24 protein-coding genes are annotated in these 22,708 nt (G+C 57.1%); 13 read left to right on the top strand and 11 right to left on the bottom strand.

Annotation, left to right across the window (positions count from 1 at the left end; genetic code table 11):
• Window positions 1-105: 105 nt before the first annotated feature.
• Window positions 106-333 (bottom strand): hypothetical protein, encoded by a 228-nt coding sequence (locus JT718_RS05360; protein ID WP_205500842.1) that lies wholly within the window; start codon window positions 331-333, stop codon window positions 106-108.
• A gap of 263 nt (window positions 334-596) precedes the next feature.
• On the opposite strand from JT718_RS05360, the gene JT718_RS05355 reads away from it, so the two are divergent.
• The 5 genes from JT718_RS05355 (at window position 597) to JT718_RS05335 (ending at window position 5,183) form a co-directional block, all read left to right on the top strand.
• Entirely contained in the window at window positions 597-1,298 is a 702-nt protein-coding gene (locus tag JT718_RS05355; RefSeq protein ID WP_205500841.1) for an MgtC/SapB family protein, read from the top strand.
• Between the two features lie 130 nt (window positions 1,299-1,428).
• A complete protein-coding gene (thpR, locus tag JT718_RS05350; protein WP_205500840.1) occupies window positions 1,429-1,980 on the top strand; it encodes an RNA 2',3'-cyclic phosphodiesterase in 552 nt (183 codons plus the stop codon).
• Window positions 1,981-2,139: 159 nt separating this feature from the next.
• On the top strand, window positions 2,140-2,760 hold the full coding sequence (locus JT718_RS05345; RefSeq protein ID WP_205500839.1) for a pseudouridine synthase: 621 nt from the start codon (window positions 2,140-2,142) through the stop codon (window positions 2,758-2,760).
• A 257-nt stretch (window positions 2,761-3,017) separates the two neighbouring features.
• Complete coding sequence (locus JT718_RS05340) at window positions 3,018-3,719, top strand: LuxR C-terminal-related transcriptional regulator (protein WP_205500838.1); 702 nt, start codon at window positions 3,018-3,020, stop codon at window positions 3,717-3,719.
• A gap of 615 nt (window positions 3,720-4,334) precedes the next feature.
• A complete protein-coding gene (locus JT718_RS05335; RefSeq protein ID WP_240336938.1) occupies window positions 4,335-5,183 on the top strand; it encodes an MBL fold metallo-hydrolase in 849 nt (282 codons plus the stop codon).
• A 37-nt stretch (window positions 5,184-5,220) separates the two neighbouring features.
• Here the strand turns inward: JT718_RS05335 and JT718_RS05330 are convergent, their stop codons facing one another.
• The gene (locus tag JT718_RS05330) at window positions 5,221-5,703 is read right to left on the bottom strand and encodes a DUF4126 family protein (RefSeq protein WP_205500837.1); all 483 of its coding nucleotides are present in this window, start codon (window positions 5,701-5,703) and stop codon (window positions 5,221-5,223) included.
• Between the two features lie 275 nt (window positions 5,704-5,978).
• On the opposite strand from JT718_RS05330, the gene JT718_RS05325 reads away from it, so the two are divergent.
• On the top strand, window positions 5,979-7,805 hold the full coding sequence (locus JT718_RS05325; protein WP_205500836.1) for a serine hydrolase domain-containing protein: 1,827 nt from the start codon (window positions 5,979-5,981) through the stop codon (window positions 7,803-7,805).
• Window positions 7,806-7,968: 163 nt separating this feature from the next.
• Window positions 7,969-8,520: a peptide-methionine (S)-S-oxide reductase MsrA gene (gene msrA, locus JT718_RS05320; protein ID WP_205500835.1), complete on the top strand. Its 552-nt coding sequence runs from the start codon at window positions 7,969-7,971 to the stop codon at window positions 8,518-8,520.
• A gap of 250 nt (window positions 8,521-8,770) precedes the next feature.
• Here msrA and JT718_RS05315 read toward each other — a convergent pair whose 3' ends face one another.
• Complete coding sequence (locus JT718_RS05315; RefSeq protein ID WP_205500834.1) at window positions 8,771-9,646, bottom strand: aldo/keto reductase; 876 nt, start codon at window positions 9,644-9,646, stop codon at window positions 8,771-8,773.
• A gap of 243 nt (window positions 9,647-9,889) precedes the next feature.
• Between JT718_RS05315 and JT718_RS05310 the strand changes: the two genes are divergently transcribed.
• Complete coding sequence (locus JT718_RS05310; protein ID WP_205500833.1) at window positions 9,890-11,539, top strand: alpha-amylase family protein; 1,650 nt, start codon at window positions 9,890-9,892, stop codon at window positions 11,537-11,539.
• A 101-nt stretch (window positions 11,540-11,640) separates the two neighbouring features.
• Window positions 11,641-12,381, top strand: coding sequence for a Mut7-C RNAse domain-containing protein (locus tag JT718_RS05305; RefSeq protein ID WP_205500832.1), 741 nt, complete (start codon window positions 11,641-11,643; stop codon window positions 12,379-12,381).
• Between the two features lie 51 nt (window positions 12,382-12,432).
• Here the strand turns inward: JT718_RS05305 and JT718_RS05300 are convergent, their stop codons facing one another.
• Together JT718_RS05300 and JT718_RS05295 are read right to left on the bottom strand one after the other, a co-directional pair.
• Window positions 12,433-12,954, bottom strand: a complete 522-nt coding sequence (locus JT718_RS05300; protein ID WP_205500831.1) for a 2'-5' RNA ligase family protein — start codon at window positions 12,952-12,954, stop codon at window positions 12,433-12,435.
• A gap of 401 nt (window positions 12,955-13,355) precedes the next feature.
• Entirely contained in the window at window positions 13,356-14,123 is a 768-nt protein-coding gene (locus JT718_RS05295; RefSeq protein WP_205500830.1) for a hypothetical protein, read from the bottom strand.
• A gap of 162 nt (window positions 14,124-14,285) precedes the next feature.
• On the opposite strand from JT718_RS05295, the gene JT718_RS05290 reads away from it, so the two are divergent.
• The 4 genes from JT718_RS05290 (at window position 14,286) to JT718_RS05275 (ending at window position 18,036) form a co-directional block, all read left to right on the top strand.
• Complete coding sequence (locus JT718_RS05290; RefSeq protein WP_205500829.1) at window positions 14,286-14,948, top strand: transmembrane-type terpene cyclase; 663 nt, start codon at window positions 14,286-14,288, stop codon at window positions 14,946-14,948.
• Window positions 14,949-15,190: 242 nt separating this feature from the next.
• Entirely contained in the window at window positions 15,191-16,087 is an 897-nt protein-coding gene (locus tag JT718_RS05285) for an aldo/keto reductase (RefSeq protein WP_205500828.1), read from the top strand.
• Window positions 16,088-16,201: 114 nt separating this feature from the next.
• Window positions 16,202-17,188, top strand: coding sequence for an aldo/keto reductase (locus JT718_RS05280; protein ID WP_205500827.1), 987 nt, complete (start codon window positions 16,202-16,204; stop codon window positions 17,186-17,188).
• Window positions 17,189-17,574: 386 nt separating this feature from the next.
• On the top strand, window positions 17,575-18,036 hold the full coding sequence (locus JT718_RS05275) for a DUF4268 domain-containing protein (RefSeq protein ID WP_205500826.1): 462 nt from the start codon (window positions 17,575-17,577) through the stop codon (window positions 18,034-18,036).
• 35 nt (window positions 18,037-18,071) lie between these two features.
• Here the strand turns inward: JT718_RS05275 and JT718_RS05270 are convergent, their stop codons facing one another.
• From JT718_RS05270 to moaC, 6 genes are all read right to left on the bottom strand, one after another.
• Complete coding sequence (locus tag JT718_RS05270) at window positions 18,072-18,404, bottom strand: hypothetical protein (protein ID WP_205500825.1); 333 nt, start codon at window positions 18,402-18,404, stop codon at window positions 18,072-18,074.
• A gap of 165 nt (window positions 18,405-18,569) precedes the next feature.
• Window positions 18,570-19,760 (bottom strand): molybdopterin molybdotransferase MoeA, encoded by a 1,191-nt coding sequence (locus tag JT718_RS05265; RefSeq protein ID WP_205500824.1) that lies wholly within the window; start codon window positions 19,758-19,760, stop codon window positions 18,570-18,572.
• An 18-nt stretch (window positions 19,761-19,778) separates the two neighbouring features.
• Complete coding sequence (locus JT718_RS05260) at window positions 19,779-20,543, bottom strand: sulfite exporter TauE/SafE family protein (RefSeq protein WP_205500823.1); 765 nt, start codon at window positions 20,541-20,543, stop codon at window positions 19,779-19,781.
• Between the two features lie 2 nt (window positions 20,544-20,545).
• Window positions 20,546-21,658, bottom strand: coding sequence for a HesA/MoeB/ThiF family protein (locus JT718_RS05255; protein WP_205500822.1), 1,113 nt, complete (start codon window positions 21,656-21,658; stop codon window positions 20,546-20,548).
• Window positions 21,615-22,217, bottom strand: a complete 603-nt coding sequence (locus tag JT718_RS05250) for an NTP transferase domain-containing protein (RefSeq protein WP_205500821.1) — start codon at window positions 22,215-22,217, stop codon at window positions 21,615-21,617. The genes JT718_RS05255 and JT718_RS05250 overlap by 44 nt, the downstream gene beginning before the upstream one ends.
• Window positions 22,207-22,683: a cyclic pyranopterin monophosphate synthase MoaC gene (gene moaC / locus JT718_RS05245; protein ID WP_205500820.1), complete on the bottom strand. Its 477-nt coding sequence runs from the start codon at window positions 22,681-22,683 to the stop codon at window positions 22,207-22,209. Before moaC ends, JT718_RS05250 begins: the two co-directional genes overlap by 11 nt.
• Window positions 22,684-22,708 lie beyond the last annotated feature (25 nt).

The following is a 22,708-nucleotide window of genomic DNA, read 5'->3' as shown; positions in this document are numbered from 1 at the left end:
AGAAAGCGGTACTGGCCTAAGATAAAGTGCCTGGGTGGCAAAGGGAGAGATTGCTCTGTTGGCTACCCAGGCCCTTAAACTCTTTAAGCCCCTGGCAAAAGGGCTCTACCGGTTCTCAGGCTCATTGGTCCTGCTTTTGAAATCATCCTCGTCCTGGCGGGAAAGAAAGCCCTCGTGCCCGGTGTTGCCAGACGAGCCGGCGTCATACATAGAGCCGGTGGGGCTGTTTCTCAGCTCCTCAGAATCCTGGTTGTAGGTGGCGTGCGGATCGGCGGTGCTTTTCTTGCCCTTGGCAGGGGTGGGGTCCTGCGCTGGTTTATTTTTTTCTTCCATGGTCTTGGGTTTACGGGTTGGTAATTGCTCCACCCGGAGCAGATTCCTTTTTTGTACGGCCAGGAGGGCAGCGAGTTGAGGGAGCAGCACCAGCCAGGTTCTGTTCTGCCAGAGTAGAGGCAACTGCGGCCTGCAGATGGTACACCCTTAGGCCTATCCTGCCAGATGCAGGACCCTGCCGGAACCGGTACCCGCCCGCGGCGCCAACTTTTACGCCGGACTGGGAGTAGAGGGAGGTGAGCTACGGGCGTTAACGGATTGCTATGGAATTTTTGCTACTGGAATCAACGGAAATAAACCTCACCACGGTGGGCGTACGGCTGCTGTTAAGTACTGTGTTAGGGGGCTTGCTGGGCTGGGAGCGGGAAAGTAGGCGCCAGCACGCGGGCTTGCGCACGCACATGGTCATTTCGGTGGGTTCCTGCCTGCTCATGCTCATTTCCATCTACATTCCGCAGACCTACGCGCACTACACCAACGTAGACCCCGGCCGGATAGCCGCCCAGGTGGTGTCGGGTATTGGATTCCTGGGGGCGGGGGCCATTTTCCGGTTGGGCGGGAGCACACACGGCCTTACCACGGCCGCTACCATCTGGTCGGTAGCCGCGGTGGGCCTGGCGGTGGGCGTGGGCTTGTACCAGGCGGCGGTGATCGTGACGCTGCTCCTGCTGTTTGTGCTGGCCATCCTGGACAAAGTGGGGAAACGGGTGTTCAGGGGAGGGGCGCTTAAAACCCTGAAGATCAGCTTTCAGTCGCCCAAAATTGAAACCAGCAAGATCTTTTCGGTGCTGGAAAAACATGAGATCACCACCAAGAACATCAACGTGGTGCAGTCCAACAACAAGCAGCACTCCAAGATCATGCTCTACGTGTTTGTGCCCGAGGCTGTGGACCTGAAACACCTCTACAAAGACCTGAACGACCTGAAACACATTGGGCAAATCTCGCTGGGGCAGGATTTCTAAGGGGAATGCGCAAGAAGCGGGCTTTGAACCGGACCTATCCCCGGTACCAGCCCACGCGCAACCGCCAGAGTACCGCAGATCGCCCCAAGGGCATTGAAAGAAAAGAGAGAACACTTAGGCAGACAGAGCAATGACAGACACCATTCGTTTATTTGTGGCCGCCGCCTTGCCACCCGACCTCAAAGCTTACCTGGGGCAGGCTCGTCAGGCCTACGCCCATCCGCAGATCAGGCCGGTGCCGGGGCAGAACCTGCACCTGACGCTTTTTTTCCTGGGCAACGTGCCGGCGGCCGAGGTACCCAGCATCCGGCAGACGCTGGCGCAGGTAGCCCCGCGGCACCAGCCTTTCACGCTCACCCTGGAGCAGCTGGAGCCCGGCCCCAAACCCAGGGCGCCCCGCCTGATTTGGGCCCGTTTTAGCCAAAACGAGGCATTTTCGCGCCTAAGCCAGGAACTCACCCAGGCCCTGTCAGAGGCTCCGCCCAAACAGGAGAAGTTTATCCCGCACGTTACGCTGTGCCGCTTCCAAAAGGCCGGGCGGCCGCCACAGCATTTGCCCCAGATCGCCCCTACGGAGACCATCCTGTACCCGGTCCATTCGTTTGCGCTCTGGCAGTCGGAACTGGCCTCGCCGCACCCCCGCTACACCGTCATGGAAGAGTTCAGCCTGGGGGTCGGGTAGGCGCCAGCCCTGCCCAAGGCGCATTGGGAAAGAGGGCGCCTTTACGGAGTGAGCGCACAAGGGCGTAAACGGCGGGCGGGCTTGGGGCAGAGCCTTTCGGGGATAGATTTCCATTTTAGGGCTATTTTCCGGAAATTTGCCCAAAAATACTCCAGTCCTTTGACCCAGCCCCAGAAGCAGCACCGCCACTTTATCCTGCACAAGCCCTACGGCTATCTCAGCCAGTTCATCACCGACGCCCGGAAGAAGAAGCTGTTGGGCGAATTGTATCCGTTCCCGGAAGGCACCATGGCCATTGGCCGGCTAGACCAGGACAGCGAAGGGCTCCTGCTGCTCACCACCGACGGCAAAATGAGCGAGTTCGTACGCGGCCGGAAAGTGGAAAAGGAGTACTACGCCCAGGTAGACGGCCTCATTACCCCAGAGGCCCTGGCCCGGCTGCAGCAAGGCGGCCTTTCTATTGCCCACGAAAAGCAGATGTACCAGACGCTGCCCTGCAAAGTGCGGGCCCTGGAGCCTGCGCCCGATTTTCCTGAGCGGTCCCGGCGCGTGCGCGATGACCGGCACGGCCCCACCAGTTGGGTGGCCATCACCCTCACCGAGGGCAAGAACCGGCAGGTCCGCAAAATGACGGCGGCCGTGGGGTTTCCCACCCTGCGGCTCATCAGGGTACGCATCGGCGACATCTACCTGGCGGAAATGGCTCCGGGCGAGGTGCGGGAAGTAGAAGCGTTTGCCCTAAGCACCCCAACCGACTCCGTTCTGGAGCAGCCCGTTTAGAGTCCAAATCCCCCCCGGCAAGCACAGGATGCCAGTTTAGCGCCCCTGCCATCAACCAAAATCTAGCCTAAATGAGCTACGAAGCGGCTGCTGCCAACCCATGATGAAGGGGTTATTACTGGTGGGTGAAATGGGGTTTATACTTATTTAGTGCAATTCATTATTTAATTTACGTTAGCACAGCGGGTTTATTAGTAAAATTTATTATTTTTTTGGTATATTTCTGCCTCTGGCAAATCCCCCTTATAGGAAGACGTATGGAGACTACTTTTACCCCACAAGAGAAAGTAGAAAAGTTGAAAAAGCAGGTAGAGGCCTTAAAGGAGAAATGTGCATTTCTGGAGAGGGTGATCCAAGAGGTGCCTGCGAACATTTACATTTCAGACCTGCAGGAGGGCGTGGTCTGGTGCAACAAAACCAATGAGGAGACCCTGGGCTACTCCCTGGAGGAAATCAGGGAGATGGGCGGGCTGGAATACCTGCGCCGCATTGTGCACCCTGAGGACCACTGCGTGCAGGACAACAGCGTCACCCATTACCAGGAGTTTACCGGGGCCGAGTACGGTGGCATTTTCCGGGCCCGGCACAAAGCGCAGGAAGAGTACAAGTGGTTCATGGGCTGGGCCAAGGCTTTCTCCCAGAACCAGGACGGCGAGGTGGCCGAACTGCTCTGCGTAGACGTGGACATGAGCCCCCGCATGAACACCGAGAAACAGCTCATTACCGCCCTGCAGGAAAACCTCAAACTCAAGAACAAACTCCTCATCAACAGCCTCAGCAAGCGGGAGCAGGAAATCCTGACCATGGTGTGCCAGGGCATGAGCTCCAAACAGATTGCCAGCAAGCTGTACCTGAGCTTCCATACGGTCACCACCCACCGCCGCAACATCCAGACCCGCCTGGGCACCGCCAACGTAGCCGACATGGTGGCTCTGGCCAAGGAAGCCGGCCTGGGTTGATCCTTCATGAGATAATTTCCGATGCTGCTGTCCTTTCGAGATAGGACGATGTGCTTGCCGCCTTTTTTTACCTGTACCATTTATTGCAGAAACATTCTTGCGCCCCAAGATGACATGCCTATTACATGATCTGGAATAATCAACCGATCTTGGCTTTTGATCTTGAACAAGGCTCATTAGGGCGCCGGAATCCAACGATCAGGCCTTCAAAAGCTACTCTCCCCTTGAGGGGAGCGCAGAGGGGTGTTTACACCAGCTGGCCCTTATGTATTTCACTCTTTCTCATACCACCGCATAAACTTCAGCAAAAGAAACCACCGCAATGCCTTGCACCCAGGGAAACACCTCGCTTTGTCCCTCCCAAGGAAAAATTTGCGCTGAGTAAACCCAGTTGATCCTAAAGGGCAGTTCTGGCCTGGGCCTTTTCCTGATTACCCGCTGCCTTGGGCTTCTTCACCCTTTACGGAGCACGGCTCCGCCGATAATTTTCTGTTTTTGGCACCTTTCAGAGAAAACGGCCCCAAAACAGGAGGGCCTTCTACTATGCCTTTGAGGATGCCCCGGTAACTTTCCTGGAAACATTTCGTGCTAAGCATAGAACCAACCAGGAACGCTATGCCAACCCACCTGCACCAAAGCGAAGATGACAAGTTCATCCCCATGACGTCTGTCTCCACCGGCAACCTGAAGCAAGTCCGGCCAGACGTGTACTATTACACCAACCAGATCGTGAATTTTGCCCTGGTGGGCGACGCTAGCCACTGGGTGCTGGTAGATGCCGGCATGCCCAAATGCGCGCAGGAGGTAATGGACGTAGCCAGGAGCGTGTTTGGGGCGCAGGCGCAACCGGCCGCCATCATCTTAACCCACGGCCACTTTGACCACGTGGGCGGGCTGGCGGGCATTCTGGCCACCTGGTCCGTACCGGTGTACGCGCACCCGCTGGAAATCCCGTTCCTTACCGGCCAGCAAGCCTACCCCGAGCCCGACACCACCGTGGAAGGGGGCATGCTGGCCAAGATCTCCTCCATCTATCCGCATGAGCCCATTGACATCAGCGCGGCCAATCCGCAACTGCTGCCGCCGGATGGAACCGTGCCGGGCATGCCGGGCTGGGGCTGGGTGTTCACGCCCGGGCACTCGCCGGGGCACGTGGCCCTGTTCAGGGAGGCGGACCGTACACTTATCTCCGGCGATGCCGTGATCACCGTCAAGCAGGATTCCTTCTACAAAGTGCTGATGCAGACCCCAGAGGTGCAGGGCCCGCCCCGCTATCTCACCACCGACTGGCAAGCCGCCTGGGAGTCGGTGCGGAAGTTGGAGGCGCTCAGGCCCAACCTCATTGTGCCCGGCCACGGCCAGGCCATGGAAGGGGAGGCCCTCGCCCAGGGACTCCGAAAACTGGTGGAGGAGTTTGACACCATCGCCGTGCCAGACCACGGCAAGTTTGTGCCTAAGAAGTAAGCCGTCCCAGGCCACCGTTTTGGCCCTGTTTTAGGGATTACTGCCTTAAAACGGCGGCTCCCCCTTTCAGGGCCAGGGCATCTTCCAGGAGGGCGAAAAGAGAGTCGGGCAGGCCGGTGAGTTGGCCCAGCTTCTGCCGTGCAAAAAAGAAGGCGTAGGCGGCGGTGAGGGCTCCCACCAGCCCCAGCAGGGCTCCCGTGACCCGGCTTTCGCCTTCGGCCTCGGCCAGGGTGGCACCCACCACTGCGCCAGACACGGCCCGGGGCACCAGCTGCAGGGGCGCAATGCGGTTGGGCATGTGGGGTAGTTTGTCGCCAATCAGCTCGGCCAGGGCCAGGATTTTCAGGACCGTGGCCAGGGTGGGGTTCTGCAGCGGCTGCAGCGGGGTGCCCTGCAGGAAAATAGTGGGCGATTTGCTGAAATGGTCGGTGACCAGCGCGGGCGCGGTGACGGCGCGCAGGCCGGCAATGGCGCCTAAAGCCAGCGCTTTCTGCTTGGTGGTAGAGGTTGTTAGTGCCATACAAGTATTTGTTTGTCTGCTTTTCTACATACGAAAAAACCACCGAAGGAACGCACCCCATGGCCCGGGAACCGCCTTGAATTCTACCTTGGGCAAGTGGTTTTCCGGGGGGCAGCGCCGGGCTGGGGCTACTCTCCCAAACTTTTTTTGCCTACCTTCATGTTTAAAGGGAAAGGGAAGCGCCCCGCGCGGCTCCCCGCAAGAGGTTTCCCGTTATGTGTACGTTCCCAATCGCCCCGCTTTACAACATGAGTCCTTCGGTATTGAAAAAAAAGATGGCGCAGGTATGCCTGCTGCTCCTGGTGGCTACGGCCCCGTCCTGCAGCACCTACGCCCAGAAAAACGAAAGCAAGCAAAACAAAACCTGGCTGGACCAGCACCAGGAGGCCGCTGCCTCAGTGGTGGTCCTGAACAACCAGTCGGGCCTGGTGCCCCTGAAAGACCTGGAGCAGAAGATCGCCAGTGTCTCGTTGGGGGTAACGCACGCCGCCCAGTTTGACAGCCTCCTGAACAAATACACCGCCGTGACGGCCTTCCCGGGCGCGGCGTACGGACAAACCGGCACCTACACCGCCTTGCTCCAGGACCTGGCCCCGTACCAAACCGTGCTGGTGCAGGTGGAGGCCGCCCGTCTGAAAGACCCTAAAACCCTGGAACTCCTGACTACCCTGCAGGGGCAGAAGCAGCTGGTGCTGGCCGTGTTTGGCCCTGCGGTGCACCTGGCTTCCGCCGATGCCCTCACCGCGCCCATGATCTGGTCAGAGAAAGCCACGGCAGTTACGGCTGATTACGCTGCCCAGCTGGTGTTTGGGGGCGTGCCCGCCACTGCGCGGCTTGCCAGAACCTATTCTGCCCGGTACCCCAAGGGGAGCGGTTATACCACCCCTGTTATCCGGCTCAAGTACACGGTGCCCGAGGAGGTGGGCCTGAAGAGCCAGGTGCTGGAGCAATCCATTGACCAGCTGGTGACCGAGGCCATTCAGCAGCAGGCTACCCCGGGCGCGGTGGTGCTGGTGGCCAAGAACGGCAAGGTGATTTTCAACAAAGCCTACGGCTCCCACACCTACGACAAAACCCAGCCTACCCAGCTCAACGACATTTTTGACGTGGCCTCGGTGACCAAGGTCTCGGCAACTACCATGGCGGTCATGAACCTGTATGACCAGCAGAAACTGGCCCTGGACTCTACCTACGCCTACTACGTGCCCTCAGCCCGGGGTACCAACAAAGCCGGCATCAAGATCAAAGACCTGTTGTTGCACCAGTCGGGTTTGCCGGCGGGGGTACACCTGCCGCTGCAGCCGCAGGATGTAAGTCCCGTGCCCACCGAAAAATACACGGTAAAAGCCGGGGACAGCGCTTTTGTGCGCAACGACTATTTCCAGGAGGTGGTCTGGCCCCGCATGCTCAACGCCAAAATGAGTCCCAAAGACAAGTACGTGTACGCCGACGTGGGCATGTATTACCTGAAGGAGGCCGTGGAGCGGCAGGCCGCTGTTTCCCTGGACACGTTTGTGGCCCAACGGTTTTACCAACCCCTGGGCATGCAAACCGCCGGCTACCTACCCCTGAACCGTTTCCCGCAGAGCCGCATTGTGCCCACCGAGGTAGACAACTCCTTCCGGAAATCTCTGCTGCGGGGCTACGTGCATGACGGGGGCGCGGCCCGCCTGGGCGGCGTGTCGGGGCATGCAGGGTTGTTCGCCACGGCCAATGACCTGGCCATCCTGTACCAGATGATGTTGAACGGGGGCACCTACGGCGATGCCCGGTACCTGCAGCCGCAGACCGTGAAGCTGTTTACCGCCAAGCAATCGGGGGTAAGCAGGAGAGGCCTGGGCTTTGACCGCTGGGATTCTGACAGTGCCTTGGGCTACCCGGCCAAGCTGGCCTCACCGGACACCTACGGCCATACCGGCTATACCGGCACCTGCGTGTGGGTAGACCCCAGAAACCAGTTGGTGTACGTTTTCCTGTCTAACCGGGTGCACCCCAAGGTGTCTAACAAGCTGATCTCGCTCCGGACCCGCCAGCGCATTCTGGATGCTGTGTACCAGGCCATGTCGCCCAAAGAGAAAGTGGCGGCCGTACAGAGCGAGTAAGCGCGGGAGGGAAGCCATTTACTATCCTCAGGGGTGGTAGAAATTTCCTATCGGCTTTTCTAACGGAAAGAGGATTCGGTCCCGGGTAGAGGGCTGGGCTGTAACAAAACCCGGCAAATAGAGTTTATACTGAGCATGAGTTTCAACGCTTGATCCTGGTACAATGGAAGAGACGTCTAACACAGAACAGAAGTACGAGAAGGCCACCTTTGCCGGCGGCTGTTTTTGGTGCATGGTAAAACCCTTCCACAAGTACGAGGGAGTGATAGAAGTGGTGTCGGGATACACGGGGGGGCACGTGCCCAATCCCACCTATGAACAGGTCTGCTCAGAGACCACCGGCCACTATGAGGCGGTGCAGGTCACGTTTGACCCTCAGGTAATCTCGTACCCCCAGCTGCTGGAAATCTTCTGGCAGGCCATCGACCCCACCGATGCCGGCGGCCAGTTCGGGGATCGGGGTTCCTCTTACCGCACCGCCATTTTCTACCACTCTGAGCAGCAAAAAGAACAGGCGCAGCAATCAAAGAATCAGCTCCAGCAGAGCGGCCCGTTTGAGACGCCCATCGTGACGCCCATCCTGCCCGCGGCCCCGTTCTATCCCGCCGAAACCTACCACCAGGATTACTACAAGAAGAATCCCAGCCACTACAACCGGTACTATGTGGGCTCCGGCCGGGCCGGATTCTTGGAACGCCACTGGCAGAAGTCCTAACTTATAACCAAAAGAGGAGCCCCATATAAGGCTCCTCTTTTGGTTAGTTCCAGTTCCTGTTGGTGGCTATTTTGGAGCCTTTTTCCTGAAAACAGCTCTAATACAGCTTTCAGTGAGGGGAAGAAGTAGGCCTGAAGCCGAACGTCAGATTTGAACTCTGCTGCAAGCCTGGTTTGGCCCTGATTCTCTGAAAACACCTCAATATCGGCATACATGTAAATTGCTCGTTCTAACCAAACGCGGCCCGGGCTTAGCTGACGAAAGTGTTGGCGCCCACCTGGTTCAGGGCTTCGTAATCATCGTCAGAAAGGGGGATGGCGGCGGCCTGGTAGTTTTCTTCCAGGTGCTTCACTTTGGAGGTGCCCGGAATGAGCAGGATGCAGGGCGACCGGTGCAGCAGCCAGCTGAGGGCCATCTGGTGGGGAGTGGCGCCGTACTTCTGGGCAATCTGCTGAATGGTTTCCTGGGCCTGCATGTTGCCGCCGCCCAGCGGGTACCACGGGATAAAGGCCATGGCGTTGTCTTCGCAGTACATGAGCTCAGCCTCCCACTTGCGGTTGTCAAAGCTGTACATGTTCTGCACTGATACGATCTCCACGTATTTCTGGGCCAGCTGGATCTGCTCAATGGTCACCTCAGAAAGCCCGATGTGCCTGATCAGGCCCTGTTCCTGGGCGTCTTGCAGAAACTCCAGCGTCTGCTCAAACGGAACCTCGGGGTCTACGCGGTGCAGCTGGTACAGGTCTATGCGGTCCAGTTTCAGGCGTTCCAGGCTGCCTTCCAGGGCTTGTTTGAGGTGGTCTGGTCTGGCGTTGATGGGCCACTGGTTGGGGCCGGTGCGCAGCAAGCCGCCCTTGGTCCCGATGACCAGTTCCGGGGGGTAGGGGTACAGCGCCTCGGCGATGAGTTCCTCTGAGACATGGGGGCCGTACGAGTCGGCGGTGTCAATGAAGTTGATGCCCAGCTCTACGGTACGCTGCAGCACCCTGATGGCTTCGGCCCGGTCCTGGGGCGGGCCCCAGATGCCTTCGCCCGTGATGCGCATGGCCCCGTAACCCATGCGGTTCACGGTGAGGTCGCCGCCAATGCTGAAGGTAGGATGGAATGTTTTAGGTGTGTCTGCCATAAGGTTGGGTTGGTTTATCCTTCTAGACTTGTACCCGTTTAGGGCAAAGAAGTTGTGCCCGCCGCCTTTACTGTTTTCGCCCTCTTTTCCTTAAAACACCCCCAAAACCGGGCTGGCTGTAGCAGCCGGGCCTTCGGGTTCTTGCCGGTAATTGGGGCTGGTCTGTATCCAGAACCGGGCTGGTCCGTATTGCTTACCTGGCCGGGAGAGAGACTCCCCACGCCCTTTACTGCTAAGAGCCCCATGACTGAAGAACTCTGGTACAAGAATGCCGTCATCTATTCCCTGGACCTGGAAACGTTTATGGACCTGAACGGCGACGGCGTAGGCGATTTTGAAGGGCTTACCCAGCGGCTGGACTACCTGCACGCCATGGGCGTGGACACCGTCTGGCTGGCCCCGTTTCAGCCTACCCCCAACAAAGACAACGGCTATGACATCAAGGACTTCTACGGGGTAGACCCGCGCCACGGCTCCAGCGGTACCTTTGTGGAGTTCATGCACATGGCCAACAAGCGCGGCATCAAGGTGATCATTGACCTGGTGGTGAACCATACCTCAGACCAGCACCCCTGGTTCCAGAGCGCGCGCACCGGCCCCGCTTCGCCGTACTATGACTGGTACGTGTGGTCCAAGAAGAAGCCCTCTGACTGGGACGAGGGCATGGTGTTCCCCGGCGTGCAGAAAGCCACCTGGACCTACGACAAGCAGGCCAAAGCCTACTACTTCCACCGGTTCTACGCCCACCAGCCCGACCTGAACATGGACCACCCCGAGGTAAGGAAGGAGATCAACCGCATCATGGGCTACTGGCTGGCGCTGGGGGTGGCGGGGTTCAGGGTAGATGCCGTGCCCTTCGTGATTGAGACCCAGCAGCCCGGCGACAAAAAGAAGGAGCAGCGCTACGGCATTCTGGAAGACATGCGCCGTTTTTTGCAGTGGCGCCGCGGCGATGCCATTATGCTGGGCGAGGCGAACGTGCTGCCCCAGGAAACCCAGCCGTACTTTGGTCAGACCGGCGAGGGCATCCACCTCATGTTCAACTTCTACGTGAACCAATACCTGTTCTACGCACTGGCCACCGGCGAGACCCAGAAGCTGGCAGAGGCCCTGGAAGCCACCCGCATCCAGTACCCCACTTCGCAGTGGGCCATGTTCCTGCGCAACCATGATGAGCTGGACCTGGGCCGGTTAACCGAGGAAGAGCGCCAGAAAGTGTTTGCCCGCTTCGGGCCAGAGGCAAACATGCAGCTGTATGAGCGGGGCATCCGGCGGCGCCTGCCTTCCATGCTGGGCAACCGGCAGCAGCTGGAACTGGCCTACAGCCTCATGTTCTCGTTGCCCGGTACGCCTGTGATCCGGTACGGCGATGAGATTGGCATGGGCGAGAACCTGGACCTGCCCGAACGCGAAGCCGTGCGTACGCCCATGCAATGGACGGCGAACCGGCAGGCGGGCTTTTCCAGCGCCGAAACGCTGGTGCACCCCGTCATTGACCAGGGGCCGTACGCCTACCAGTACGTGAACGTGGAGCAGCAGCGCCGCACCCCAGACTCGCTCCTCAACTGGATGACTGCCCTCATCCGGCTGCGGCAGGAGTGCCCCGAGATTGGCTGGGGCGACTGGCAGATACTGCCCTCGGCCTTGCCCTCTGTCCTGATCATGCACTATTGCTGGAAAGGCAGTTCGCTGCTCATTGTCCATAACCTGGATGAAAAAGCCGTGGAGGTGAAACTCTCGCTGGAGCAGACCGCCGAGGAGAAGATCATTGACCTGCTGGCCATGAAGGAGAGCGAGGCCGATGCCCAGGGTTGCCACCACATCATGCTGGAGGCCTACGGCTACCGCTGGTTCAGGGCCGGTAACCTGCAGCACCTCCTGCGCAAGCAATAAGGGCGGGCCAAATACTGTTTAGTAAGTGCAATGAGGGAAGTCTTTCGGCCCTCGTTCGCCCTTAAACCCTCTATACGGTAGCTTTTACGCCTACTAATTTGATGCAGCAGTACGCCCACCTTTTGTTTCATGGCCCTTTAACCGATTTTCTGCCCAAAGCGCGCCGCCAGAAGTGGGTGCGGTACCCGTTCCAGTTTCAGGCCACCCTGAAGGATGTGGTAGAAGCCCTGGGCGTGCCGCACCCCGAAATTGGCCGGCTATTGGTCAACGGCCTTGAGGCCACTTTCTCTGACCTGGTGCAGGACGGCAGCCGGGTAGAGGTGTTTCCGGTGGTGGCCGAAACGGCCGGTTCCGCCTTGCCGCCCCTGCAGGTTCCCGCCTCACGGCCCATCCGCTTTGTGCTGGACGTGCACCTGGGCAAACTGGCGCGCTACCTCAGGCTACTGGGGGTTGACAGCCTCTACGAAACCCACTATGACGACAAAACCCTCGCCGATCTGGCCGCGCGGGAGCAACGCGTGGTACTCACCCGGAATGTGGGCCTGCTCAAACTCAAACAGGTAGTCACGGGCTACTGGCTGCGCTCGCAGCACCTGGAAGAGCAACTGCAGGAAGTAATGATGCGGTTTGGCTTGCGGGAGCAGGTCAACCCCTTCACCCGCTGCATGGCCTGCAACGGCCCCATCGGGTTGGTGGCTAAAGAGACGGTCCTGGACCAGTTGCCCCCTAAAACGAAGCAGTATTTTGAGGAGTTCTACCAATGCGCCCACTGCCAGCGGGTGTACTGGAAAGGCTCGCACTTTGACAAAATGCAGCTTTTTCTGCAAAGCCTGGAACTGTAGTCCTGAGCTGTGGCCCACTTCTGCGAAGCAAATCACTTCATCCCGATTTCCTTAGCCTGGAGATTCCTGGGCCGTGAACGGAAACTCGCGTAAAAGCCCCCACGGACCGCCCAGGTACTCCCAGAGGGTAAACCCTGTGCCCTTGATGGAGAAGGGAGTGAAGGTTTGCCGCAGCGTTTGCTCCAGTTCCTTGGCTACGGCCGGTGCTACCTTGTTCTGGATGGTGATGTGCGGCCGCAGTTTCTGCTTGTCCTGCGGGGAAAGGAAAGGCCCCCATTGGGCTTGCAGCGTTTTGTGCAGGTGCTGTAACTCCTCGCTGGCAATTCTGTAAGCCACGCCGCGGCCCAAACTCATCAGGTCCGTTACCTGCAAGGGCAGGGGCGCCAGGGTCCGGCTCAGGGTGCTCAGTACTTCCCCAATGCTTTCTTCCTGCGCCGGTAGCTTATGAAAGAGGGTTAAATGCGCCTGCAGGTAATTGCGCTCCGGCGGAAAATGCTGGATACGCAAGGCGGTAAAGAACGCAGCAGCCTCCTGGTCCAAGGTAAGCGTTAGAATAAGGGGATTAGGCTCCATTTGGTCAGGCTTTAAATAAATATGTACCAGGGCAAAGCGTAGAACTGTACAAGCAAAATTTTATCAATAGCATGGAAACCTTTTCAGCCATGTACAAGGGAAGTCTATCAAAGCTATCTTATGCACTCATCCATAGTTGGTAAAAGCCTTAACAATCCCATTTTACGTGCCCCTGTTGGTGAAAACTCTAACCATCCAGTATCACTAGCCATTATCACTAGCCTATAGCTATTGTTGGTGTTATCACTGTAATTCTTCGGTTTCTAAAGGCCGGATTTCTTAACTAGCCTATAGCTATTGTTGGTGTTATCACCAACAATCAAATCGTAAGCGCTTCAATCTAATTGTAAGCGCCATATCGGGTGCTGGTGAAAACCCGAAGCGGGGACCAAGCTAATGCCTCACAGAACAGGTTCAAGAATTTCAGTTCTGATACCGAGGCTTCTTACCGTGAAATCCAGGTCAGTGATGAGTTCCATCCTCACCAACTCTCCAAAGCTGGAGCTCTTTCCAGCCCCTTCCTTCAGCTGCTTTCTCAGATACGCCGCACGGGTGAGCCTGGCGCTGTCAGTTACTTCCAGGAAGAACAGCTGCCCTAAAAGCCGCATCTGATAGAACCCCGCTTCATTGATTTCCTTTAGCGCCGACGCATCAAACGTTAAAGAGGGACAACCCGGGGCTTCTTCCATATAGAAAGCCTCCCTGTTTTGGAGGAAGTACAACGGCAGATTTCCCTTGTCCCAGCGCGCGAACTCCCTGACTTTCGCGAAGCAATCCGCCTGGCCGTTCTGGGTGTTTCGGTGGTATTCCTGCAAAAACACCTCGTAAATGCCCCGCTTAAATTGCCTGGTGAAGTTTTTCAGGAACCTGGCTTTGGGCTCGAACCGGCCCGTAGGGTGGATGGTGGCGGTGGCGGGATGAAAGTGGAAGAACCGGGACCGGAGTTCAGGCGCAGCACCAAACTGCGGCTGGGCCAGAAACCGGAGGTTGGTGAACGTCTCTATCAAAGCCACTTCGGGGGAAAAGGTGTACAGGTCCTTCCGGCCGATGGTGCCAAAGTACGCGTTGCACGCGTCACAGATGTCAAACCCAATGGGGGTGGCTCCCAGCTGCCGGGTAATGGTGTGGGGCTGCTTCCGGAAGGTCCTTCCTGCGGACTTGTCTTTCAAACACCAGATGCAAACGCCTTTAAGGCTGTATTCCTGCTTCATGAGGAGTGGTTGGGCTCATTTCTATTCTAAGGGAGAGCTAACTTACCGGCGGTACAGCCAGTAAGTGCCGGGCCCCTCGGTTGCCAAAACAAATTGGCGGTTTTATTGTAAGCGAAATATATGCTAAAAGACCCTGTACACCTAGAGGCTTCGCTAAGTCATTTCCTGATGATTGCCAGCGGCCTGTTCTGGACCATCACGTACCTGCTCATCCTGCGGCGGGGCTACCAGGACAAAACCTACGGCATGCCCATGGTGGCGCTCTGCGCCAACTTCGCCTGGGAGTTTATCTTTTCCTTCGTGTACCCGCACCCGCAGCCCCAGTTGTTCATTGACTACCTCTGGCTCTTGTTTGATGCGGGCATTGTGGTGCAGTACCTCCGGTACGGCAAGCGGGAGTTCCCTCAGAACCTGCCGGCCAACCTGTTTTCCCTTACCTTCCTGTTCACGCTCCTGTACTGCGGCCTCATCATTGCGGCCATGGCCCGCGAGTTTGAGGACTACATTGGCATTTACGCCGCCTTTGCCCAGAACCTGTTAATGTCGGTGTTGTTTGTGCGCATGTTCCTGAAGCGCAACAGCGCCGCGGGCCAGTCCGTCTACATTGCCCTGAGCAAACTGATCGGGACGGTTTTTCCGTCCATCCTGTTTTACCTGTACTTCCCCGGTTCTTACCTGCTCATGCTGCTTTACGTCGGCATTTTCATTCTGGACGGGGTGTACTTCTTGCTGCTGTACGCAAAACTGAAATCTAAGGGGCAGAACCCCTGGCAATGGTTGTAGTGGGGCTGAACCAGAACCTTACGGGGACATTGTTTTAGGGCCAGAATCCCGAAAATGGACCAGAATCAGGCGGGTTGTTCGGGCGGCTTCGGCGGCGGTTTGGTATCTTCTTCGGGCGTTCACCGTTCAACCAAGGGAATAGGGGCGTTTAGGGGTTACTTTCAGGAAATCGGCAGGAAAACAGGTTTCCTGTTACCTTTGAACCAGGGGCCTTGGGCCAGGTTACACTTGAGCAAGCGCGTATGAACTATAAAAAGCTAGGAAGCTCCAATTTAACGGTGAGTGAGGTGAGTTTTGGGTGCATGTCGTTGAAGGGCGGCGAGGCCGAAAACCTGCGGCTGCTGCACCGGGCCCTGAACCAGGGCATCAACTTCTTTGACACCGCCGACCTGTACGACCACGGCCAGAACGAGGAACAGGTGGGTAAGGCATTCCTGGGCAGGCGGGACCAGGTGATCATCGCCACCAAAGTAGGCAACCAGTGGCGACCCGACGGCAGCGGCTGGGACTGGAACCCCACCAAGGCTTACATCCTGCAAGCGGTGGAGCAAAGCCTCCGGCGGCTCCAGACCGATTACCTGGACCTGTACCAACTGCACGGCGGCACCATTGAAGACCCCATAGACGAGACCATTGAAGCCTTTGAGCTCCTGAAACAACAAGGCAAGATCAGGTACTACGGCATTTCGTCCATCAGGCCCAACGTCATCCGGGAGTGGGTCAGGCGTTCTTCGCTGGTCAGCGTCATGATGCAGTACAGCCTGCTGGACCGCCGCCCCGAAGAACAGGCCCTGGAGCTGCTCCACCAACACAACATTGGCGTGCTGGCCCGCGGAAGCCTGGCCCAGGGCCTGCTGCTCCACAAGCAAGCGGCCCCGTACCTGGGCCACACCGCCCACGAAGTAGAAGAGGCGGCAGCGGCGGTACGCCAGGAGACCCAGCCGGGCGGAAATCCCCTGGACACCGCGGTGCGGTACGTCCTGCACCACAAGGCGGTGACCACGGCCGTGCTGGGCATCAGGACCGAAGCGCACCTGCAACAGGCCCTGGCGGCCGCCAATGCCCCGGCGCTTACCCCCCAACAAGTAGAGGCCCTGCGGGAGAAAGTTCCGGCCACGTTGTATGAGCAGCACCGGTAAAGGGGTTTTGGACCCGTTTTCAGGGAAATAGGCCCAAAACAGAAGCAGGGGAGGCGAAGGGTCGCCCCAATTCTAGAAGAGAACCAATACACACACCAACACTAAAAAAGGCACATGAACTACAGAACACTAGGCAAAACGGGATTTAACGTATCAGAGATAGCGCTGGGCACCTGGCAGGTAGGGGGCCGCTGGGGCGATCCGTTCAATGAGCAGAACGCCGAGCGTATCATCAACTCGGCCATTGACGCCGGGGTCAACTTCATTGACACCGCCGACGTGTACAGCGACGGCCAGAGCGAGGCCGCCGTGGCCAGAGTGGTGAAGAACCGCTCCGAGGAGATTTTTGTGGCCACCAAATGCGGCCGCCAGATACAGCCGCATACCGCCGAAGGGTACACCCCCCAGAAACTGACCGGCTACGTGGAGCAAAGCCTGCGCAACACCGGTCTGGAAACGCTGGACCTGATTCAACTGCACTGCCCGCCCACCGAGGTGTACACCCGCCCCGAGATTTTTGAGGCCTTTGACCGCCTCAAAGAGCAAGGCAAGATCCGGAACCTGGGCGTAAGCGTGGAACTGGTAGACGAGGCGCTCATGGCCATGCGCTACCCCAACGTAACCACCGTGCAGGTGATCTTTAACATGTTCCGCCTGAAGCCCAGTGAGCAACTGTTCGCCGCCGCCCGGGAAAACAACGTGGGCCTGATTGTGCGGGTGCCCCTGGCCAGCGGGTTGCTGAGCGGCAAAATGTCGGCGCAGACGTCCTTCGGGCCCGAAGACCACCGCAGCTTCAACCGCAACGGCGAGGCCTTTGACAAAGGCGAAACCTTCTCCGGGGTAGACTTCGACTTGGGCTTGGAGGCCGTGGAGGAGCTGAAAAAGCTGTTCCCGGGTCAGGAGCCCCTGGCGGCCTGGGCCCTACGCTGGGTGCTTATGTTCCCCGAGGTGAGCACCGTGATACCCGGCGCCTCGCGCCCCGAGCAGGTGGCCTCCAACCTTCAGGCCGCAGCCCTGCCCGCGCTCACGCCCGACCAAATGGCCGGCGTGCAGGCCGTGTATGAAAAGTACATCAAGCCCAGCGTGCACCAGCTCTGGTAAGAAAACTGTTGGTGCGCTACTGTGCTCTTCTTCAATTATTCCTACAAGACCGTATGAAATTGGCAATAAGCGGGAGAGTAGGGTAGAGATGTAGCAAAACAAAGAGGGGGCGTCCCCCGATGCCCCCTCTTCACAAACAAAAATAAAAACCCTGGAATGGAAGAATGCTTTATTCATTTCCATCTGGTCACAAATAACCGTGCTTCTTTCGGGGAACCCAATACCTAAATGTAGGTATTTCTTACAGTACTCCCCCGTTTAAGGGCCTATTTTGGTATTTAACTATTTAAAGATAGCACAATAATGGCTCTCTTTGCTGGCGCCCAAGGCAGCCAACCAGCGCCCACGTACTTTTACGGACCGTTTTTCTAACAAGATTTTCCTGCATGTATACCCGCGAGCAAGCCTCCCAACTCAGACAAGCCTTCTGGACTACCTTTGGCCAGTACATTGCCCCGCACCCTTCGGCCGAAGGCACCAAGATCAACTGGTCTAACTACAAGACGGGGCTCAAGCACGTGTACTTTAGGATGCGGGCCGAAAAGAAGGTGGCCTCCATTGGCATTGAAATGACCCACCCAGACCCCGAGATTCAGGAGCTGTTCTTCGCCCAGTTTCAGGAGCTGAAGACCTACCTGCACGAGACCCTGGGCGAGGAGTGGGAGTGGGACCTGCACACCACCAACGAGTACGGCGAAACCATCAGCCGCATCTACAAGGAGCTAAGCCCGGTCAACATCTTCAACCGCGAAGACTGGCCCGCCTTGATCTCGTTCTTCAAACCGCGCATCATCGCGCTGGATGAGTTCTGGAGCGATGCCAAATACAGCTTTGATGCCTTACGGTAAACAGGCCAAGCCAGTGGTGCCTACTGCGCTGGAGGCTACCAAAGCGCCTCCTCATCATCCTCGTTTTCATGGTGCTGCCGGTAAAAACCTTTCTGAGAGTCCAGCGGCGTTCCTTTGCCCTCCAGGTGGTCTTGGATGTCAATCTGCATCTTCATCTGGTCCAATTGCAGAAACTCCTTCCAGAGCACCTGGTCGTTCAGGGTCATGCTCTCCACTATTTCTTCCAGCCGGAGGCTCTGGCCCTGGGCTACCTGGTTGATGAGGTGCGGGTCTGAGGTAAGGAGTTGGTTGATTCTTTCCCGGAAATACCCGTTCAGTTCGCGGTACCGCTCCAGGTCCCATTCTGCCTTGTCGTTGGTTGCGTTCATAGCTCTTCTGCTTGGTTCTGGGTATTGTACGCAAAAGCGCCCCTTGGAGTACACCTGAAATCCCCGGCAACCCTTTGCGGCCCTTTCGACGGAAAATGCTACTGCCTGTCCTAATCCAGTTGGGACCCTAAACCGGTAAACTTGCGTGCGCTAGAAGGGCGTGCGCTAGAAGGGGATGAAGGGAAAAGCCTCGCCGCTGCGGAACTGCACTCTTTCCGGCGGAAGGCTCAGCAAAGCATCGGCTTTCAGGAGGCTGGTCAAATCACCGGAGCCGGTGGTATCCACGGGCGTAGCTTTCAGAACGCCGTTTTCGTTTGACAGCGTCACGGGCACATGGTAGGTGAGCGCGGGTTTAAACGTAAGATTCTGGGCCAGTTGCGCGGAATAGGGTGCAGTCTTGCTTAAACTCAGGGATTGGTGCAGCCAGGGTTTGAAATACAGCTGATAACAGACAAACGTAGACACCGGGTTTCCCGGAAAGCCAAATACCACCTTCTGGTCAGGAATAGTACCGAACAGCATAGGCTTGCCGGGTTTTTGGGCAATTTTATGGAAAACCTGCCGTAAACCCAATTGCTCCAGAACCTGCGGCAGAAAATCGAATTTGCCCTTGGAGACTGCCCCGGAAAGTAGCAGCACCTCATGCCGCGCCAGGATAGAAGTTAGTTCCAACTTCATGGTCTCTGGCTCATCGGGCAGGTGGAACAAAGCGGCAGGAATGTTCTCCTGCTGCAAAGCCGCCGCCAGCATATAGGCGTTGGAGCGCCGGATCTGGTGCGGGAGCGGAGTCTGGTCTACCTCCACTAACTCATCGCCGGTAGAGCAGATGGCTACTCTGGGAAGTTGGTACACTTTAACCCTGGCTAATCCTACAGAGGCCAGGGTTCCCACCATGGCTGGGGTGATCTTCGTTCCGGGGGTAAGCAAGACCTCTCCGGCTTTGCCGTCTGCGCCCTGGGTGTGGATGTTCTGTCCGCTCACCACTAGCTCCGTCTGCACGGTGGCCGAAGATGCTTGTAGTGAGCAGACCTCGTAAGGAATTACCGCATCGGTGTTCTGGGGCAGCATGGCGCCGGTCATTACCTCAATGCAGTTTTCGGGGTCTTTTAAATAAATTTGGGGAGTACCGGCGGCCTGGGTTTGCTCTATCTGAAAAGTCCTTTTACCGGAAGCAAAGGTTTGGGAGTTGATGGCAATGCCGTCCATGGTTACCCGGTGAAAAGGAGGGAAGTCACGGTCGGCAAGGACTTCCTGCGCCAAAACCCGGCCTACGGAGTTAAGTAAGTCTACTTCCTGGATTCGTAACAGTATGGTATGCTGCAGTACCAGTTGTAAGGCTTCATCAACGGAGATCATGGCGCAAAGATCAGGATTCTAGCTGTATTCCAACACAAGCTTCAGGCCGATGTACAGGACAAACACGCCGGTAAGGCCTTTCACCGCCTGAGGTTTGATCTTGCGCAAACTTACCCGGGTACCCAGTTGCCCGCCCAGGAAAACGGCCAGCAGCAGCGGCACCAGCAAAGAAGGCGCTGCCTTGAAGTTTCCGCTGGCTAGTTGGCCCATTAAACCGGCAATGGAATTCACCAGAATGAAGAAGGAAGCGAGGGCGGCAATGGTGCGGGCATCGGCCCACCGCAGCAAGTGCAGAATGGGCGACAACAGAATTCCTCCGCCAATGCCCACCAACCCCGAGATAAACCCTGAACCAACTCCCAACCCCAGATTGAACAAACCCGAATGCTGGGCATATTCCATCTTTTGGGAAACCGGCTGCGTGAAGAACTGAAGGATGAGCAAGGCCCCTGACAAGGCTAACACACTCCCCAGACAGATAAAAAACACCGATTGCGTTAAGGAAAAGGTAGCCCCCAGGAAAGCCGCCGGTACGCTGCAGATGGCCAGAGGCAAAAATTTCTTCAAATCAAAGATGCCTTCCTTGATGAACAGGTACGTACTGCCCGACACCACTACCAGGTTGCACAGCAGCGCCGTGGACTTGATTTCCAGAAAATTTGGCAGGAAAAGAGCCAGTAAAGCCAGGTAGCTGGAACCGCCCCCAAACCCCACCGAAGAGTACAGCGTGGCGATGACAAAGAAACTGAAGATCAGCAACAGAAGGTTGAAGTCCCAGGCCATGGTTAACTAACTACTAAATGGTTATGTAGTTGCTCCTGCCAAGCCTCCATGCCGCCTTTCATGCTGTAAACCTCGGCCCCAGCATGTTTATCCAGTACCATTTGCGCGGCTTTCAGGCTACGGCCTCCTTTCTGGCAAATGGTGACCATGGGTAAATGCGTGGGCAACTGGTCTACCTGGTGCTCAAACATGGATAAGGGCGTCAGCAAGGCTTTTTGTAAATGCCCCGCTACGTATTCGTTTTCTTCCCGCACATCCAACAGCAAAAGCTTTTTGCCCTGGTTCATCCATTCCATCAACTCAGAAGGGGCAATTTCGGGAACGGTGGTGCAGGACGCTACCGCGTAAGAAGCTTGCAGGCGCTGAATGCGCTGGTTTTCTGGTTTGGCTTTCAGTTTAATTTTGTGTTGGGACTGGTTCAGGAAATCAAGCATGAGCAGGTAGCCTGACAGCGATTTGCCTACGCCGGTAATCACCTTCACGGCCTCCAGCGCTTGCTGGCAGCCCACCAAACCTGGCACCACGCCCAGTACCCCGGCGGTATTGCAATCAGGGATTTCCACTGCTGTGGGTGGGTTGGGGTACAGGCAGCGGTAGGTTGGGCCCCCTGCAAAATTGAAGACGCTTACCTGTCCTTCGTATTGATGCAGGGCTCCATAAACGAAAGGTTTGCCTAATAGAACACACGCGTCATTGATCAGGTACCGGGCTTCAAAGTTATCGGTGGCATCCACCACCAGGTCATATTCCTTGATGATCTGTAGTGCGTTCTGCGTCGTTAAATGGGTTTGATAGGGCACCAGTTGGATAGCCGGATTCAGCTGCGCGAGCTTCTGGGCAGCCACTTCTACTTTAGGCTTGCCCACTTCCGGGGTACTGTAGAGCACCTGTCGGTGCAGGTTGGTAAGGCTGATCAGGTCGCCGTCCACCAAACCCAACATACCCACGCCCATTCCGGCCAGGTACTGCAAAACAGGCACCCCCAGGCCGCCGGCACCTACCACCAGCACTTTGGCGTTTTGGAGCTTCTTTTGGGATTCTGGCCCGAAACCAGGAAGCTGGAGTTGCCGGCTATAGCGGTTGTCCATGGCGAAGTTTTTGGGTGATGTAGGCATATTCCTCGGGGCTGTTGGCGTTGTAGAGCTCCTCGTCATCCGCCGGGTGAATGAGTTTGATGTTTGTATTCAGCAGGAACTTGCGGGGACAGGTTTTACCGGTTTGGGTAAAGGCCAGCGCGGGTTCATAGGCCTGAGGCTCCCAGATGGCCAGCAACGGTTCTGGCAAGTCAGAGCCGTTCTGGGCGTAGGCCGTGGCAACTTTGCTGGTATCTCGCTCTATGACCAGCTTATCCAGGGTATTTGGGGTTACCAGCGGCAAATCGCAGGCTACTACCAGCCAGGCAGCGGTGGGGTGTTGCCGCAGGGCACTCAAGATCCCATTTATGGGGCCGCGCAGGTCATGAGTATCTACCAGGTAATTCAGGTCCGGCTCTACCTGGTTTTCCTGGCCCGGCCGAACGCTCAGGTACACCTTGGAGCAAAACGGCTGAAGCAACTGGTACAGGTGCTGCCGCTGCGAGATGCCGTGATAGGGAATGAGGCCTTTGTCCTGGCCCATGCGCGAGCTCTGGCCCCCGCTCAGCACCAACCCGAATATTTCCTGATCAGGCTGCATGGATGTCTGATTTACCGCCGGTTTTCTGAATCAGCCTGATATCGGTGAGCTGGATGTCATGGCTCAGGGCTTTGCACATATCGTACACGCACAGCGCCGCGGCCGAGACGCCGGTCAAAGCTTCCATTTCCACGCCGGTTTTGCCTTCGCAGCGTACCAGGCAGGTAACTTTCAGGGAGTAGTTTTCTGCTGGTTCAATCTCCACTTTACAGGTAGACAAAGCCAGGGGGTGGCAAAGCGGAATGATATCAGAAGTTTTCTTGGCCGCCATCACACCGGCAATGATGGCCGTCTGGATCACGCCGCCTTTTTTGGTCAGGAAATTCTGCCCGGATAGCTGCTCAAACACCGCCTCCGGAAAACGAACTTTGCCCTCGGCCACCGCCGTGCGCACGGTCACCTCTTTAGGAGACACATCTACCATGCCGGGCAGCCCGTTTTCATCTATATGTGAAAGTGAACTCATGTAATTGCTTAAATACAAGGTGTTT

This window comes from Rufibacter psychrotolerans, assembly GCF_016924645.1.
GTDB lineage: Bacteria > Bacteroidota > Bacteroidia > Cytophagales > Hymenobacteraceae > Nibribacter > Nibribacter psychrotolerans.
This window is presented reverse-complemented; position numbering and strand designations above follow the sequence as displayed.

Coding starts and splice junctions, on each gene's coding strand:
- JT718_RS05360 (WP_205500842.1), bottom strand. CDS start 333: ATGGAAGAAAAAAATAAACCAGCGCAGGACCCCACCCCTGCCAAGGGC.
- JT718_RS05355 (WP_205500841.1), top strand. CDS start 597: ATGGAATTTTTGCTACTGGAATCAACGGAAATAAACCTCACCACGGTG.
- thpR (WP_205500840.1), top strand. CDS start 1,429: ATGACAGACACCATTCGTTTATTTGTGGCCGCCGCCTTGCCACCCGAC.
- JT718_RS05340 (WP_205500838.1), top strand. CDS start 3,018: ATGGAGACTACTTTTACCCCACAAGAGAAAGTAGAAAAGTTGAAAAAG.
- JT718_RS05335 (WP_240336938.1), top strand. CDS start 4,335: ATGCCAACCCACCTGCACCAAAGCGAAGATGACAAGTTCATCCCCATG.
- JT718_RS05330 (WP_205500837.1), bottom strand. CDS start 5,703: ATGGCACTAACAACCTCTACCACCAAGCAGAAAGCGCTGGCTTTAGGC.
- JT718_RS05325 (WP_205500836.1), top strand. CDS start 5,979: ATGGCGCAGGTATGCCTGCTGCTCCTGGTGGCTACGGCCCCGTCCTGC.
- msrA (WP_205500835.1), top strand. CDS start 7,969: ATGGAAGAGACGTCTAACACAGAACAGAAGTACGAGAAGGCCACCTTT.
- JT718_RS05315 (WP_205500834.1), bottom strand. CDS start 9,646: ATGGCAGACACACCTAAAACATTCCATCCTACCTTCAGCATTGGCGGC.
- JT718_RS05310 (WP_205500833.1), top strand. CDS start 9,890: ATGACTGAAGAACTCTGGTACAAGAATGCCGTCATCTATTCCCTGGAC.
- JT718_RS05305 (WP_205500832.1), top strand. CDS start 11,641: ATGCAGCAGTACGCCCACCTTTTGTTTCATGGCCCTTTAACCGATTTT.
- JT718_RS05300 (WP_205500831.1), bottom strand. CDS start 12,954: ATGGAGCCTAATCCCCTTATTCTAACGCTTACCTTGGACCAGGAGGCT.
- JT718_RS05290 (WP_205500829.1), top strand. CDS start 14,286: ATGCTAAAAGACCCTGTACACCTAGAGGCTTCGCTAAGTCATTTCCTG.
- JT718_RS05285 (WP_205500828.1), top strand. CDS start 15,191: ATGAACTATAAAAAGCTAGGAAGCTCCAATTTAACGGTGAGTGAGGTG.
- JT718_RS05280 (WP_205500827.1), top strand. CDS start 16,202: ATGAACTACAGAACACTAGGCAAAACGGGATTTAACGTATCAGAGATA.
- JT718_RS05275 (WP_205500826.1), top strand. CDS start 17,575: ATGTATACCCGCGAGCAAGCCTCCCAACTCAGACAAGCCTTCTGGACT.
- JT718_RS05270 (WP_205500825.1), bottom strand. CDS start 18,404: ATGAACGCAACCAACGACAAGGCAGAATGGGACCTGGAGCGGTACCGC.
- JT718_RS05265 (WP_205500824.1), bottom strand. CDS start 19,760: ATGATCTCCGTTGATGAAGCCTTACAACTGGTACTGCAGCATACCATA.
- JT718_RS05260 (WP_205500823.1), bottom strand. CDS start 20,543: ATGGCCTGGGACTTCAACCTTCTGTTGCTGATCTTCAGTTTCTTTGTC.
- JT718_RS05255 (WP_205500822.1), bottom strand. CDS start 21,658: ATGCCTACATCACCCAAAAACTTCGCCATGGACAACCGCTATAGCCGG.
- JT718_RS05250 (WP_205500821.1), bottom strand. CDS start 22,217: ATGCAGCCTGATCAGGAAATATTCGGGTTGGTGCTGAGCGGGGGCCAG.
- moaC (WP_205500820.1), bottom strand. CDS start 22,683: ATGAGTTCACTTTCACATATAGATGAAAACGGGCTGCCCGGCATGGTA.